Raw genomic sequence first — 13,934 nt, forward strand, 5'->3', positions numbered from 1 at the left:
GTCATGAGGAAATGATCATCACATGGGCCCGAGGGGCGTGTGCCAGGATGCGTGTACCTGCCCGCCATCGACACGAGGAGCGACCTCCATGAGCAGCACCCCCTCCGGCTACCTCTCGCAGCTGTTCTCGCTCGACGGGCGCACCGCCCTCGTGACCGGCGGGAGCTCCGGCATCGGCAGGGCGATCGCCGGGGCGCTGGCCCGGGCGGGGGCGCGCGTGGTGGTCATGGCCCGCAAGGAGGCCGAACTCGTCGCGACCGTCGACGAGCTGACGGCCGACGGCTGCCGGGCCGCGTGGGTGAGCGCCGACCTGAGCACCCGGGAGGGCGTCAGGGCGGGCGCGGAGGCGGCCGCGGCGGTCTTCGGGGAGCCGGACATCCTGGTGAACTCGGCCGGGATCAACCTGCGTCCGCCGTTCGGCGAGCTGGGCGACGAGGTGTGGGACGCCACGATGACCGTGAACCTGGAGGCGCCGTTCCTCCTCGGCCGGCGTTTCGGCCCGGGGATGGCCGAGCGGGGCTTCGGGCGGATCATCCACATCACCTCGCAGCAGGCGCACCGGGCGTTCGTCCAGAGCGGGGCGTACGGGGTGTCGAAGGGCGCCCTGGAGTCGCTGGCCCGCTCGCAGGCCGAGGCCTGGTCCCCGTACGGCGTCACCGCGAACACCCTGGTCCCCGGCTTCGTGATGACCCCGCTCAACCGGCGCCTCTCCTCGGACCCGGAGAAGGTCGCCGCGCTGGCGGCCCGCACCATGGTCGGCCGCAACGGCCTGGCGGAGGACTTCGCGGGCGCGGCCGTCTTCCTGGCGAGCGCCTCCTCGGCGTACGTGACGGGCCAGTCCCTCTTCGTGGACGGCGGGTTCTCCGTCCACTGACCGCACCACCGCACCGGGTCGGTGCGGTGGCGTGGCAGAGGGGCCGGCTCAGGTGGTGAGCAGTTCGGTGATCTCCTGGGCGAGCTCCGGCCCGAGCGAGCCCCAGCCGTCCTTGTAGCCGTACACACTCCCCAGGGTGCGGGCGTCGTAGTCGCCGTTCAGGATGTCTATGTCGTGGGGGGTGATGAGCGACGGGTGGGGGACACCGACGGCGCCCGAGACCTTCAGCAACTCCTTGCGCAGGGTGCGCAGGTACGTCGCGGCCCGGATGCCCTTCGAGGGCGCGTCGATGCCGCGCGCCAGCCACGGGTTCTGGGTGGCGATGCCGGTGGGGCACTTGTCGGTGTGGCACTTCTGGGCCTGGATGCAGCCGATGGACAGCATCGCCTCACGGCCCACGTTGATCATGTCGACGCCGAGGGCGAACGCGACGACGGCGTTCTCGGGCACGCCGAGCTTGCCGGAGCCGATGAAGGTGATGTCGTCGGTCAGGCCCCGCTCGGCGAACACGCCGTAGACGCGGGAGAAGCCCACGCGGAACGGCAGGGACACCGAGTCGGCGAAGATCAGGGGAGCCGCTCCCGTGCCGCCCTCGCCACCGTCGACGGTCACGAAGTCGACCCCGCGGTCACCCCGCTCCATCAGCGTGGCGAGTTCCTCCCAGAATTCCATCTCCCCGACGGCGCTCTTGATCCCGACCGGCAATCCGGTCTCCGTGGCCAGCAGTTCCACGAAGTCGAGCATCGAGTCCACGTCGTGGAAGGCGGTGTGCCGCGACGGCGAGGCGCAGTCCTCGCCCGCGGGAATGCCGCGGATCTCGGCGATCTCCTCGGTCACCTTCGCCCCCGGCAGCATGCCGCCGAGCCCCGGCTTCGCGCCCTGCGAGAGCTTGATCTCGATCGCCTTGACGGGCGCGTCCGCGACCACTGCCTTGAGCTTGTCGAGGTTGAACGTCCCGTCCTCGTCGCGGCAGCCGAAGTACGACGTACCGATCTGGAGGACGAGGTCCCCGCCGTTGAGGTGGTAGGGCGACAGGGCGCCCTCACCGGTGTTGTGCATCGTCCCGGCCAGCGCCGCGCCCTTGTTGAGCGCCGTGACGGCCGCGCCGGACAGCGAGCCGAAGCTCATCGCCGAGATGTTGACGACGCTCGCCGGGCGGAACGCCTTCGCGCGGCCGCGCGGTCCGCCGAGCACCTTGGCCGAGGGCAACGGCGCCTGCGGGTCGCTCAGATCGGGCAGCGCACCGGCGAACGTACGCTGCTTCACGTAGGCATGGCCCTGCGTGTGCTCGACGTCGTTGTCGGTGCCGAACCCGAAGTAGTTGTTCTCCCCCTTCGCCGACGCGTAGATCCAGCTGCGCTGGTCCCGGCTGAAGGGACGCTCCTCGTCGTTGGACGTCACGATGTACTGCCGCAGCTCGGGGCCGATCGTCTCCAGCACGTACCTGGCGTGTCCCAGCAGGGGGAAGTTCCTCAGCAGCGCGTGCTTCTTCTGCACGAGGTCACGGGCGGCCACCAGCGCCAACCCCGTGGCGGCTGCCGCGCCTATGCTCCGAGCACGCATCACATTCGTTCCTCTCCTCGACCTGCCGAATCTCACGGTGACCCTCTACCCCGCGCCGTGGAAATACCACGCGATACCGGAGAACAGCGGGCACCGCCCTCGCGGGATGCCCGCGGCGCGGCCCGTACGGGGGTCGGGCCGCGCCGCGAGCAGGTCAGAGCGCCGAGTCGAGGTCCCCGAGGTGCTTGATGAGGTTCATGTTCTCGGCGTAGTCCACCGGGCAGTTGATGATCGACACGCCCGGGTCCGCCAGCGCCTCACGGAGCGTCGGCAGCAGGTCCCCGGCGGACTCGATCTGGTAGCCCTTCGCGCCGAAGCTGCGGGCGTACTGGACGATGTCCGGGTTGCCGAAGTCGGTGTTGGAGTTCTCCCCGACCTCCAGGTCCATCTTCCACTTGATGAGCCCGTAGCCGTTGTCCTCCCAGATCAGCACGGTCAGCGGAATGTTCTCGCGGACCGCCGTCTCGATCTCCTGGGAGTGCATGAGGAACGAGCCGTCGCCGACCGCCGCCAGCACCTTCGTCCGCGGCCTGGCGAGCTGGACCGCGAGCGCGCCGGGCAGCGAGAAGCCCATGGTGGACAAGCCGTTGGAGATCAGGCAGGTGTTCGGCGCGTACGTCGGGTAGAGCCGGGCCATCCACATCTTCAGCGCGCCGGTGTCGACCAGCACGATGTCGTCGCGACCGAGCGCGGCGCGGGTGTCGGCGATGACGCGCTGCGGGGCGAGCGGGTAGCGCTCGTCCGCGGCGCCCTGCTCCAGTTCCTTGGCCAGCAGCGCGCGGGTGGCCTCGGTGTCCTCGTCGTCGACGGTCCAGCGCCGGCCGTCGAGTGCGGTGGCGAGGGCGTCGAGGGAGGCCGAGATGTCGCCGATGATGCCGACGTCGACCGAGTAGCTGTCGTCCACCTCCGCGGGGACGCGGTGGATGTGGATGATCTTCTTGTCACCGTCCGGGTTGATCCGGGACGGGTCGAACTCCTGCAATTCGTAGCCGACGGCGATGATGACGTCGGCCTCCTCGAACCCGAAGTTGGTGTAGTCGCGCCGCATGAAGCCGAACGTGCCGGTCGCGCACGGGTGGTCGTCGGGCAGGACGCCCTTGCCGTGGAAGGTGGTCGCCGTCGACACGTCGAGTGCGGTGGCGAACGCCGACAGCGACTCCGCGGCGTCGCCGCGCGCCGCGCCGTGTCCGGCGAGGATCACCGGCCGGCGGGCCTCCCGCAGCAGCGCCGCCGCGCGCTCGATCTGCCTCGGGGACGGTGCCTCGGGCTGCACGACGTTCCTGCGCAGCGGGCGCAGGTCCGAGCCGTCCGTCGCCGCGTCGATGTCCTCGGGCACGGCGAGATAGACGGCGCCGGGCCGCTCGGACTCCGCGGTCTTGAACGCGCGCCGCACCATCTCGGGGATGGCCCGGGTGGCCGGGACCCCCGCCGACCACTTCGTGACCGGGGCGAACATGCTCACCAGGTCCACGAACTGGTGGGACTCCTTGTAGTTGCGCTCCTTGCCGACCTGCGCGGTGATCGCGACGACGGGCGTGCTGTTCGTCATGGCGTCGGCGACGCCCAGCATCAGGTTGATCGCGCCGGGCCCCAGCGTCGCGGACATCACACCCGCCGAGCCGGTGAGCCGGCCGTACATCTCCGCCATGAAGGACGCGGCCTGCTCGTGCCGGGTGAGGACGTAGCGGATCTTCTCCGAGCGGGCGAGGGCGTTGGTGAAGCGGATGTTCTCCTCGCCGGGTACGCCGAACACCACCTCGACGCCCTCGTTCTCCAGGCAGCGAACGAGGAGTTCGGCCGCTCCGTCGGGGGTCTGCTTCGGGTGCTCGGCGTCGCTCACGCTGATCGTGTCCTCTCTTGAGTTCCGCCCGCGCCGACGAGCGGGCCGGTCAGCCGTCTACCCCGGCCGACCGGCCGCACGCACACGCTCATCCCGGACCGGCGGGAAGCCCACCGCGTCCTCGCCCCACGTGGTGGGAGGCTCACCGAGGACCCGGCCCGGTCAGACGTAGAAGTCCTCGGCGTCCTTCATCGGATACCGGTAGAGGTCGGCCATCGCCTCGTACTTGCCGGTGCCCAGGTAGTAGTCGCCGGTGTGGTGCATGCAGAAGAAACGGTTCCGCTCGTCCATGACGATGACCTCCCCCTCCGAGGAGTCCCACCCCACGGGGAAGAGCCGCACGCCCAGGTTGCGGCTCAGCTCCGCGATGTCCCCGGACGTGCTGTCCCGGACGACGACCGGCTCGAAGCGCAGGTACTCCTCGCGCCGCGCGTCGATGGTCAGGCGGACCCCCGCGTGCTCGGCGAGGAAGTCGGTGGCGGCGGCGAAGGGCTCGACAGGGTGGCCGTACCGGCGGGTCTCCTCGACGACCTCGGCCACGAACACCGCGGCCCGCCCGGCGACGTCCCGGCCCGGGTACCAGCCGCCCTCGGCGAACCAGGCGTCGATGTCTGCGGGCGTCTCGCGGCGGGGCATGGGCGCTCCTGAGCTGCGGAGGGGGCGGTACGGGGCCGGACGGACGTACCGAGGGGCTCGCCCCGGGTCCGGAGTGAGCCCCTCGTACCGTGCCTCGCGGTGTTACTCCGTCGGCTCCAGCCGCAGCGAGATGGAGTTGATGCAGTACCGCTGGTCGGTCGGGGTCGGGTAGCCCTCGCCCTCGAAGACGTGGCCCAGGTGGGAGCCGCAGCGGGCGCAGCGGACCTCGGTGCGGACCATGCCGTGCGAGGTGTCGGCGATCAGCTCGACGGCCGCGCTGTCCTTCGGGTCGAAGAAGGACGGCCAGCCGCAGTGCGACTCGAACTTCTCCTTCGAGGTGAAGAGCTCCGCGCCGCAGGCGCGGCACGAGTAGACACCCTGGGTCTTGGTGTCCGTGTACTCACCCCGGAAGGCGGGCTCCGTGCCGGCGAGCCGGAGCACCTGGTACTCCGCCGGAGTCAGCTCGGCCTGCCATTCCTCGTCCGGCTTCTCGACCTCGTACGCCATCGTTCGTCCACTCCCTCAGTTCGACAGGCGGGCGAGGATCCGCGGACCGAGGTCCGTGACGTCGCCCGCGCCCATGGTGAGAACGAGGTCGCCGGGGCCCGCCATTCCCGCGATGACGTCCGGGACCGTCTCCTTGTCGTGGACGGCGGTCACGTCGGCACCGGCGGCACGCGCCGCGGCGATGATCAGCTCGCTGGTGATCCCGGGGATCGGGTCCTCACGCGCCGGGTAGATGTCGAGGACGACGGAGGCGTCCGCGAGGGCCAGCGCGTCGCCCATCTCCCGGCCCAGCTCCTGGGTGCGGGAGAAGAGGTGCGGCTGGAAGACGACGAGGAGGCGGGAGGCCCCGGCGGCGCCGCGCATGGCCTCCAGGTCGGCGGTCATCTCGGTGGGGTGGTGCGCGTACGAGTCGATGACCTGGACGCCCTCGGCCTCGCCCTTGAGCTGGAGGCGGCGGCCGACGCCGGTGTAGGCGGTCAGCGCCTGGGCGAGCTCGGCCGGGTCGATGCCGACGCGGGCGCCGGCGGCGAGGGCCGCGGCGGCGTTGTGGGCGTAGTGGCGGCCGGGGACGGAGACGGTGAAGGTGTGCTCGGCGCCGTCGAGGAGGACCGTCACCTCGCTCGTCATGCCGTTCGGGACGATCTTGAGGATGCGGGCGTCGGAGTCCTCGGACTCGCCGACCGTCACGATGCTCAGGCCGTCGCGGTCCGCGACGCGGCGGGCCAGCTCGCGGGCGCCCGGGTGCTCGCCGACGACCAGGGTGCCGCCGGGGCGGATCTTGGCGGTGAAGGCCTCGAAGGACTCGTAGATCTCGTCCATGGAGGCGTAGTTCGCGTGGTGGTCCAGCTCGACGTTGAGGACGATCGCGACCTCGGGGTCGTACTTCTGGAAGCTGCGGTCGCTCTCGTCGGCCTCGGCGACGAAGACCTCGCCGGCGCCGTGCAGGGCGTTCGTGCCGGGGCCCGCGAGGTCGCCGCCGATGGCGTACGAGGGGTCCAGACCGAGCTCGGTGAGGGCGACGGCCAGCATGGACGTGGTGGTCGTCTTGCCGTGCGTGCCGGCGACGGCGATCGCGCGCAGGCCGTCCATGAGGGAGGCGAGCGCGTCGGAGCGGTGGACCACGGGGATCCCGAGCTCGGCGGCGCGGGCCAGCTCGGGGTTGTCGGCGCGGATGGCGCTGGAGACGACGACGGCGGAGGCGTCGTCGGCGAGGTGCTCGGCGGCGTGGCCGATGTGCACGGTGGCACCGAGGGCGCGCAGCGACTCGGCGGTCGCGGACTCCTTGGCGTCGCTTCCGGCGACCTTGGCGCCGCACTGGGCGAGGATCTTCGCGATGCCCGACATTCCGGCACCGCCGATGCCGATGAAGTGCGGCCGTTCCATGGCGGCAGGGATGGCGGGTGCCATGCGGATCTCTCCCCGGGGTGCTTGGTTCCTGGAAGGTCCCAGCCTAGTGGCTCGTGCGCGCGGGCCCCGGCGGGGCGCGGCGCGCCGGGTGACGGGTCCGCGCCCCGGGCGGGGCGCGGACCCGTCACGGGGACGTCACTCGCTGTGGGCGAAGAGCTTCAGCACGGGGACGCCGACCTTGTGCCGGGCCCGGGAGGCCCAGTCGCGGTGGAAGAACTCCTCCACGTAGTGCGGGGCGGTGAGGACGATCACCTCGTCCGCCTCCGACTCCTCGACCACCGCCTTCATCTTGTCGAGCGGGTGGTCCTCGACCACCTGGCCGACCGCCTCGCAGCCCGCCTTCCTCAGGGCCATGAGCGAGACCTCCAGGGCCTGCTCGGCGGGGCCCCTGGCCTCCTTGCCCTCCGGTTCGTCGCCCTCGTGGGTCGCTTCCTTGAGCTCGCCCATGGCGACGTCGTCGATGGCACGCAGCAGTACATCGGCCTGGTCACCACGCGGCTGCATGAGAACGATGAAGGACACGCCCTCTTCGCCGTGCAGGGTGGTGACGAATTCCACGTCGACGGACGTGAGGGGCTTCTCGATCATCAGAACGCTTGTGAACACCTCAGGAGCCCTTCTGCGGAAACCATCCTTCCCCGTGCCCGCACGGGGTCTGCGTCAGTAAGTGTGCCCAGCGGACGCTAAGCGGAACGACAAATTCCGCCGATTGTCAGATCCGACGGTAGCGGGTGAAGAGAAAGCCGTCCTGCTCCAGCACGCGGGCCGGCTCGAAGCGTGTCGGGACGGCCACCGAGGGGCCCCCGGCGATCCGCTGGGCGCCGCCCGCCGTCATCGTCGGCGAGACCGTCAGGCACAGCTCGTCGAGGACCCCCGCCGCCACGAACTGGCCGAGCAGCCGGGGCCCGCCCTCGGTCAGCTGGCGGCGCAGCCCGCGCTCCGCGAGCGCCGCCACCGCGCGGGCCGGGTCCACCCCGGCGCCGTCGCCCGCGACCACCACCTCCGCGCCGGCCGCCCGGACCGCCGCCACGCGCCCGGCGGGCGCGCCCGCCCCCGTCAGGACCAGGGTCGGCACCAGCGGCTCGGTGAACAGCGGCAGCGAGAGGTCCAGGTCGAGCGAGGCGCTGACCACGGCGATCGCGGCGGCCGGTCCCTGCCCGGCGGCGGCGCGGCGGGCCGCGAAGGCCTCCCGCGCGCGGGCCGGGCCGTAGCCCTCCAGGCGGACCGTCTCGGCACCCACCACGACCACGTCGGCGATCGCGCGCAGGGTGCCGAAGATCCGCATGTCCGTCTCGGAGGAGAGCGGCTGGGAACGCCCCTCGTGGTGTCCGGCCCCGTCGAGCGAGGAGACCATGTTGGCCCGCAGCCACGGGCCGTCGCCCTCCGGGTACGCGTAGGCCTCGGCGAGGGCGTCGAGCGACCACTCCCGGTCGACGAGGGCTGTCATGTCCGTCACAGGCAAGAGCTGGCGCATGATCGAAGTCTGGCACGGCGCTTACAGTGGGGAACTGTGTCGACCCGTGCCCTCACCGAAGCCGCCTCCGCCGAGGCGGCCCCGCTCTCGCTCTGCTCCCGAGAGCCCCACGTCCCCGCCGACCGCCTCGTCGCGGAGATGGTGCCGCCGCCGCGCTTCGACTCCGTACGCTTCGACACGTACCTCCCCGACCCGAACCAGCCCAGCCAGACGGACGCCGTCAAGGTCCTGAGCGCCTTCGCCGAGGGCCTGGGCGGGGCGCACGCCAGCGGCGCCGGGAAGCGCCGCTGGTTCGCGAGGAAGCCGGCCGCCCCGAGCGGCCCGCGCGGGGTCTACCTGGACGGCGGGTACGGCGTCGGCAAGACCCACCTGCTCGCCTCGCTGTGGCACGCGACCCCCGCGGAGCCCGCGCTGAAGGCCTTCGGCACGTTCGTCGAGCTGACCAACCTGGTCGGCGCGCTCGGCTTCCAGCAGACGGTGAAGACGCTCAGCGGGCACCGCCTCCTCTGCATCGACGAGTTCGAGCTCGACGACCCGGGCGACACCGTCCTCGTCTCCAGCCTCCTCGGCAAGCTCGTCGAGTCGGGCGTCGCGCTCGCCGCCACCTCGAACACGCTGCCCGGCAAGCTCGGCGAGGGCCGCTTCGCCGCCGCCGACTTCCTCCGCGAGATCCAGGGCCTCTCCGCCCACTTCCGCCCGCTGCGGATCGACGGCGAGGACTACCGGCACCGCGGTCTGCCCGAGGCGCCGTCCCCGTACTCCGACCAGGTCGTCACGGAGACCGCGTACGCGACGCCGGGCGCCTCGCTCGACGACTTCCCGCACCTGCTCGAACACCTGGCCAAGGTGCACCCGAGCCGGTACGGCGCCCTCACCGACGACCTCACGGCGGTCTGCCTCACGGACGTCCAGCCGGTCCCGGACCAGTCGACGGCCCTGCGGCTCGTCGTGCTCGCCGACCGCCTGTACGACCGCGAGATACCCGTGCTCGCCTCCGGCCTCCCCTTCGACCGGCTGTTCAGCGACGAGATGCTGAACGGCGGTTACCGCAAGAAGTACTTCCGGGCGATCTCCCGGCTCACCGCGCTCGCCCGCGACGCGAAGGGCCTCGTCGCGCAGTAGCTTGGTGGCCGTACCCGATCGAAAGGGATCCACCATGGCCACCGTGCGTCACGCCCACACCGTCTGGCAGGGCGACCTCCTCAAGGGCTCCGGCGTCGTCACCCTCGACTCCTCCGGCCTCGGCTCGTACGACGTCTCCTGGCCGGCCCGGTCCGCGGAGCCGAACGGGAAGACGAGCCCCGAGGAGCTCATCGCCGCCGCGCACTCCTCCTGCTACTCGATGGCCTTCTCGAACGGCCTGGCCGGCGCCGGCCACGCGCCGACCCGCCTGGAGACCAAGGCCGACGTCACGTTCCAGCCGGGCGAGGGCATCACCGGCATCCACCTGAGCGTGGTCGGCGAGGTCCCCGGCCTGGACGAGGCCCGCTTCCAGGAGCTCGCCGAGGAGGCGAAGAAGAACTGCCCGGTCAGCCAGGCGCTCACCGGCACGACCATCACCCTGGACGCCAAGCTCGCCTGACGAGAGATCAGTTCTCGCGCCACACGAGGCCGTTGCGGCCCGCATGGTTCACCCGTCACCACCTTGCGTGATACACACATGCGGGTCACACGTCACATCACGCACCTGTCCTCCCCCCGGCCCCGCGGCCCGGGGGACCCCCCACAGGAAAGTGGTTGCCTCATGTCCGCGACACGACGTCAGCTCCTCTCCCGCACCGGCGCGTCCGTCGCCGGTATCGCCTTCACCGGCGCGCTCTCCGAGCTCTTCGCCGGCACCGCGGGCGCCGCGCCCCGCACCGCCGGCTGCGGCCCCCTCCTCCCCGACCCGGACGGCCTCCTCGACCTCCCGGCCGGCTTCCGCTACAAGGTCCTGTCCCGGCAGGGCGACCCGCTCCGCTCCGGCGAGGGCCTGGTCCCCAGCAACCACGACGGCATGGGCGCCTTCGCCGGGCGCCGGGGCCGGGTGCACCTCGTCCGCAACCACGAGAACCGGGTCACCGGGAAGATCCCGGTCCCGACCGTCCCCGGCCTCACGTATGACCCGGAGGGCAAGGGCGGCTGCACCGTCCTCGAACTCGACGGCCGGGGCGAGGTCCTCGGCGAGCGGGTCGCCATCGCCGGGACGGCCGTGAACTGCGCCGGCGGTCCCACCCCCTGGAACACCTGGCTGACCTGCGAGGAGACCGAGGACCGGGCCGGCACCAACGGCTACGCCAAGGACCACGGCTTCATCTTCGAGGTCGACGGCGCCGACCCGCACCGCACCGGGGCCGTCCCGCTCACCGCGATGGGCCGCTTCCAGCACGAGGCGATCGCCGTCGACCCGGCGAGCGGCATCGTGTACGAGACGGAGGACGCCTTCGAGCACCCCTTCGGACTCTTCTACCGCTTCCTCCCGGAGCGGCCGCTCGGCGGCACCGGCTCGCTGCGCGCGGGCGGCGCCCTGGAGGCCATGCGGGTGCCCGGCGTGCCCGACCTCTCCGTCGTCCAGGAGACCGGCACCCGCTTCGAGGGCGTCGAATGGGTCCCCGTACCCGACCACCTGGCCACCTCGACCCCGATCCGGCACCAGGACTTCGGGCCGCGGGGCATCACGCACGCCCAGAAGCTGGAGGGCTGCTACTGGGGCGGGCGGGCGGTCTACTTCGTGTCCTCCTTCGCCCGCGCCGCGGACGGCTCGGCCGCCACGCACTTCGGCCAGGTCTGGAAGTACGAGCCGCACCGGCGCCGGCTCACCCTCGTCGTGGTCTTCGGCCCCGCCACCGACGTCCGGCTCCCCGGCGAGTCCCCGGACAACATCTGCCTCGCGCCGACCGGCGGCCTGATGGTCTGCGAGGACGGCGAAGGGGCCCAGCACGTCTTCGGGGTGAGCGCGAAGGGCGAGGTGTACGCGGTCGCGCGGGGCGCGCAGGACATCGGGACGCCCGGGGCTCCGGCGTGGGGCGAGTTCGCCGGCGTCACCTTCTCCCCGGACCGCGGCACGATGTACGTGAACTGCTACACGCCCGGGACGACGTTCGCGGTGCGGGGGCCGTGGCGCTGACCCGACCGGGTGCGGAGGACCGGATTCCGTCGCAGGATCGGGAGGGACGCACGACCTGCGGCGGAAGGGGCCCGAGGTGGCGAAGAAGGACGGCGGGAGGAAGCGCGGGGAACCCGTCCTGCGGGACGTCCTGAGGATCCCCGGGGGCGAGCCGATCGACCTCGGCGCGTACGACAGCCGCGCGACCCCGGCCGGGCCGACCGGCAAGGCGGCGGGGCTGGCCGCCACCGCCGACCTCGGGCCGCGCCTCGCCGGACTCCAGGAACGCCTGTACGCGGCGAGCACCGCCGGTGACCGCCGGCGGCTGCTCCTCGTCCTCCAGGGCATGGACACCAGCGGCAAGGGCGGCACGGTCAAGCACGTCATCGGCCTGTTCAACCCGTCCGGCTGCCGGATCCACGCCTTCAAGGCCCCGACGCGGGAGGAGCGGAACCATCCGTTCCTGTGGCGGGTCATGCGGGTGCTCCCCCAGCCGGGCGAGATCGGCATCTTCGACCGCTCGCACTACGAGGACGTCCTCATCGCCCGGGTCCGCGACCTGGCCCCGCGCCGGGAGATCGGCCGCCGCTACGGCCAGATCAACCGCTTCGAGAAGTCCCTCGCGGAGGACGGGGTGACCGTGGTGAAGGTCTTCCTCCACCTCTCGTACGAGGAGCAGCGCGCCCGGCTCCTGGAGCGCCTGGACAACCCGGACAAGCACTGGAAGTTCAATCCGGGCGACATCGAGGAGCGCGCGCTGTGGCCCGCGTACCGCCAGGCGTACGAACGCGTGCTCGAACGCTGCTCGACGGACGCGGCCCCCTGGTACCTGGTCCCGGCGGACCGCAAGTGGTACCGCAACTGGGCGATCAGCAAGCTCCTGCTGGAGCACCTGGAGGCGCTGGACCCGAAGTACCCGCCGGGGGACTTCGACGTCGAGGAGAGCCGGGCGCGGCTACTGGCCTCGTGAGCGGCGCCAGACCGCGACGACGTCGCGCAGGGCGTCGCGGACGGACCGGTCGACGAGGCTCAGCCGGTCCTGCTCGGACATCATGGTGAACAGGCGGTCGCCGAGCGCGGGCTCGTCCGCGAGGATCACCATCTTGGTGAAGGCGGTCATGACCGCCGTGTCGTCCAGCCAGGTCACCAGGTCGAACAGGACGCGGATCTGGACGTGGTGGAGCCCGCCCAGGCTGTGGCGGAAGTCCACGTGGGAGAGCTTGACCGCCGCCGCGACGACGTGTGCGGCCACGTCGTGGCGACCCGCCTGGGCCAGCCCGACCGTGACGCGCAGGCCGCACCGGTCGGGGCCGCGCTCCTCGGTCAGCGTCCTCGACAGCGCCCGCAGCGGCGCCGGTGCGGACGACCCCGCCAGCGCCGCCACCACCAGCTCCACCACGATGGAGTCGTTCCGTATCTTCCGCACCGCCTCGGCGAGGACCCGGTCCCCTTCGGTGCCGCCCAGCGCCTGGTAGACGGCGGCCGCGTTCCCTTCCGCGATCCGGGGGGCCAGGGCGGACACCCATGCCCGCCGGACGCCGGTCCGATCCTTCCGCGCCACCTCGGGAGCGAACTCCAGCACGTCCGCCAACGGCCGCAGGCGGGCGACGTCCGCGGCGAAGTTCCGCGCGTCGAAGTCATCCAGCCAGTGCAGCAGCGCCGCGACGTCGTCCAGCGGACGCGACCAGGCCGCCTCGGTGAGATGCCTCGCCGCCTCGGCGTCGTCCTCCTCCTCCCACAGCGCCTGCTGCCGGAGCATGAAGGCGTCCAGCGGAAGGGCACCGGCACCCGACGCTCCCCGCGACAGCTCCTCCTCCAGCCGCAGCACCGTCTCGCGCAGCTCCTCGCCGTGCCGTTCCGCCTCCTGGCGGAGGTGCTCGGCGTCCCTCAGGTCCTCCCTGAGCCGTTCGACCTCGCGGCGGAGGTCCTCCCCGGCGCGGGCCAGGGCCGCCCGCTCCGCGCCCCAGTCCAGGCGGAGGCGCGTGAGGTCGTCCGCGACGTCCCGCGCCTGGGCCTCCTTCCGGTCGAGGAGGGCGTGCAGCGCCTCGATGTTCCGGTGGGCCCGTTCCGTGTCCCGCCGCGAGCGCGCCAGCTCGTCCCGGAGGCCCTCCAGCCGGAAGGCCTCCGGGTCGCAGACCCGCAGCGCTTCGAGCCTCCGGGTGCGCAGCGCCTCCCTGGCCTCCAGCTGGAGCGGCGCTCCGAGGTGCTCCTCGGTCTCCCGCACCAGGCGGTCGATGAACTCCTGGGGCGCGACGCGCCGGCCGCTGAGGTAGCGGGACACGGCGGACTTGTCGAGGTGGACGCGGTAGGCGTACTGGCTCTGGCTGACGCCCAGCCGGGCGAACAGCTCCTTCAGCACGCCGCCGAGCGCCACGGCCTCGGGCACCTCGCCGCGTTCGACGTCCGCCGCGTTCCCCCGCGTACGGGCCACCTCGGTCATCGCACCCCTCCCCCGCGACCGTTGCCGCAACAACGGCAACGGTTGCGGCTTTCGCAACGTACCGGGTGCCGCCGACGGTGGAGGTCCGTTCCCGCCACTACCCCGAGG

13 protein-coding genes are annotated in these 13,934 nt (G+C 72.1%); 5 read left to right on the top strand and 8 right to left on the bottom strand.

Annotation, left to right across the window (positions count from 1 at the left end; all coding sequences use genetic code 11):
• The first annotated feature begins 88 nt into the window (after window positions 1-88).
• Complete coding sequence (locus tag ACFYXU_RS26775) at window positions 89-874, top strand: SDR family NAD(P)-dependent oxidoreductase (protein ID WP_389460315.1); 786 nt, start codon at window positions 89-91, stop codon at window positions 872-874.
• Between the two features lie 48 nt (window positions 875-922).
• On the opposite strand, the gene ACFYXU_RS26780 is transcribed toward ACFYXU_RS26775, so the two are convergent.
• The 7 genes from ACFYXU_RS26780 to ACFYXU_RS26810 all read right to left on the bottom strand — a co-directional run bounded on the left by ACFYXU_RS26780 (window position 923) and on the right by ACFYXU_RS26810 (window position 8,301).
• Window positions 923-2,437, bottom strand: a complete 1,515-nt coding sequence (locus ACFYXU_RS26780; protein ID WP_376508969.1) for an FMN-binding glutamate synthase family protein — start codon at window positions 2,435-2,437, stop codon at window positions 923-925.
• A 154-nt stretch (window positions 2,438-2,591) separates the two neighbouring features.
• Window positions 2,592-4,277, bottom strand: coding sequence for an acetolactate synthase large subunit (locus ACFYXU_RS26785; protein WP_376508967.1), 1,686 nt, complete (start codon window positions 4,275-4,277; stop codon window positions 2,592-2,594).
• 162 nt (window positions 4,278-4,439) lie between these two features.
• On the bottom strand, window positions 4,440-4,913 hold the full coding sequence (locus tag ACFYXU_RS26790; RefSeq protein ID WP_376508965.1) for an SUKH-3 domain-containing protein: 474 nt from the start codon (window positions 4,911-4,913) through the stop codon (window positions 4,440-4,442).
• A gap of 102 nt (window positions 4,914-5,015) precedes the next feature.
• A complete protein-coding gene (msrB, locus tag ACFYXU_RS26795) occupies window positions 5,016-5,420 on the bottom strand; it encodes a peptide-methionine (R)-S-oxide reductase MsrB (RefSeq protein WP_376508963.1) in 405 nt (134 codons plus the stop codon).
• Between the two features lie 15 nt (window positions 5,421-5,435).
• Entirely contained in the window at window positions 5,436-6,827 is a 1,392-nt protein-coding gene (murC, locus tag ACFYXU_RS26800; RefSeq protein WP_389460317.1) for a UDP-N-acetylmuramate--L-alanine ligase, read from the bottom strand.
• Window positions 6,828-6,962: 135 nt separating this feature from the next.
• Complete coding sequence (locus ACFYXU_RS26805) at window positions 6,963-7,433, bottom strand: indole-3-glycerol phosphate synthase (protein WP_329857090.1); 471 nt, start codon at window positions 7,431-7,433, stop codon at window positions 6,963-6,965.
• Window positions 7,434-7,539: 106 nt separating this feature from the next.
• Complete coding sequence (locus ACFYXU_RS26810) at window positions 7,540-8,301, bottom strand: dihydrofolate reductase family protein (RefSeq protein WP_389408531.1); 762 nt, start codon at window positions 8,299-8,301, stop codon at window positions 7,540-7,542.
• 36 nt (window positions 8,302-8,337) lie between these two features.
• Between ACFYXU_RS26810 and zapE the strand changes: the two genes are divergently transcribed.
• The 4 genes from zapE to ACFYXU_RS26830 all read left to right on the top strand — a co-directional run bounded on the left by zapE (window position 8,338) and on the right by ACFYXU_RS26830 (window position 12,356).
• Complete coding sequence (gene zapE / locus ACFYXU_RS26815; RefSeq protein WP_376508957.1) at window positions 8,338-9,423, top strand: cell division protein ZapE; 1,086 nt, start codon at window positions 8,338-8,340, stop codon at window positions 9,421-9,423.
• A gap of 34 nt (window positions 9,424-9,457) precedes the next feature.
• Complete coding sequence (locus tag ACFYXU_RS26820; RefSeq protein WP_376508955.1) at window positions 9,458-9,883, top strand: OsmC family protein; 426 nt, start codon at window positions 9,458-9,460, stop codon at window positions 9,881-9,883.
• A gap of 162 nt (window positions 9,884-10,045) precedes the next feature.
• A complete protein-coding gene (locus ACFYXU_RS26825; RefSeq protein WP_389460319.1) occupies window positions 10,046-11,407 on the top strand; it encodes an alkaline phosphatase PhoX in 1,362 nt (453 codons plus the stop codon).
• Window positions 11,408-11,483: 76 nt separating this feature from the next.
• Complete coding sequence (locus ACFYXU_RS26830) at window positions 11,484-12,356, top strand: PPK2 family polyphosphate kinase (protein WP_389408529.1); 873 nt, start codon at window positions 11,484-11,486, stop codon at window positions 12,354-12,356.
• Here ACFYXU_RS26830 and ACFYXU_RS26835 read toward each other — a convergent pair.
• A complete protein-coding gene (locus tag ACFYXU_RS26835; RefSeq protein ID WP_389460321.1) occupies window positions 12,342-13,826 on the bottom strand; it encodes a helix-turn-helix domain-containing protein in 1,485 nt (494 codons plus the stop codon). The genes ACFYXU_RS26830 and ACFYXU_RS26835 overlap by 15 nt on opposite strands.
• Window positions 13,827-13,934: the final 108 nt, after the last annotated feature.

This window comes from Streptomyces sp. NPDC002232 (assembly GCF_042890295.1).
Classification (GTDB): Bacteria; Actinomycetota; Actinomycetes; order Streptomycetales; family Streptomycetaceae; genus Streptomyces.

Coding starts and splice junctions, on each gene's coding strand:
- ACFYXU_RS26835 (WP_389460321.1), bottom strand. CDS start 13,826: ATGACCGAGGTGGCCCGTACGCGGGGGAACGCGGCGGACGTCGAACGC.
- ACFYXU_RS26810 (WP_389408531.1), bottom strand. CDS start 8,301: ATGCGCCAGCTCTTGCCTGTGACGGACATGACAGCCCTCGTCGACCGG.
- ACFYXU_RS26775 (WP_389460315.1), top strand. CDS start 89: ATGAGCAGCACCCCCTCCGGCTACCTCTCGCAGCTGTTCTCGCTCGAC.
- ACFYXU_RS26825 (WP_389460319.1), top strand. CDS start 10,046: ATGTCCGCGACACGACGTCAGCTCCTCTCCCGCACCGGCGCGTCCGTC.
- murC (WP_389460317.1), bottom strand. CDS start 6,827: ATGGCACCCGCCATCCCTGCCGCCATGGAACGGCCGCACTTCATCGGC.
- ACFYXU_RS26820 (WP_376508955.1), top strand. CDS start 9,458: ATGGCCACCGTGCGTCACGCCCACACCGTCTGGCAGGGCGACCTCCTC.
- ACFYXU_RS26780 (WP_376508969.1), bottom strand. CDS start 2,437: ATGCGTGCTCGGAGCATAGGCGCGGCAGCCGCCACGGGGTTGGCGCTG.
- msrB (WP_376508963.1), bottom strand. CDS start 5,420: ATGGCGTACGAGGTCGAGAAGCCGGACGAGGAATGGCAGGCCGAGCTG.
- ACFYXU_RS26790 (WP_376508965.1), bottom strand. CDS start 4,913: ATGCCCCGCCGCGAGACGCCCGCAGACATCGACGCCTGGTTCGCCGAG.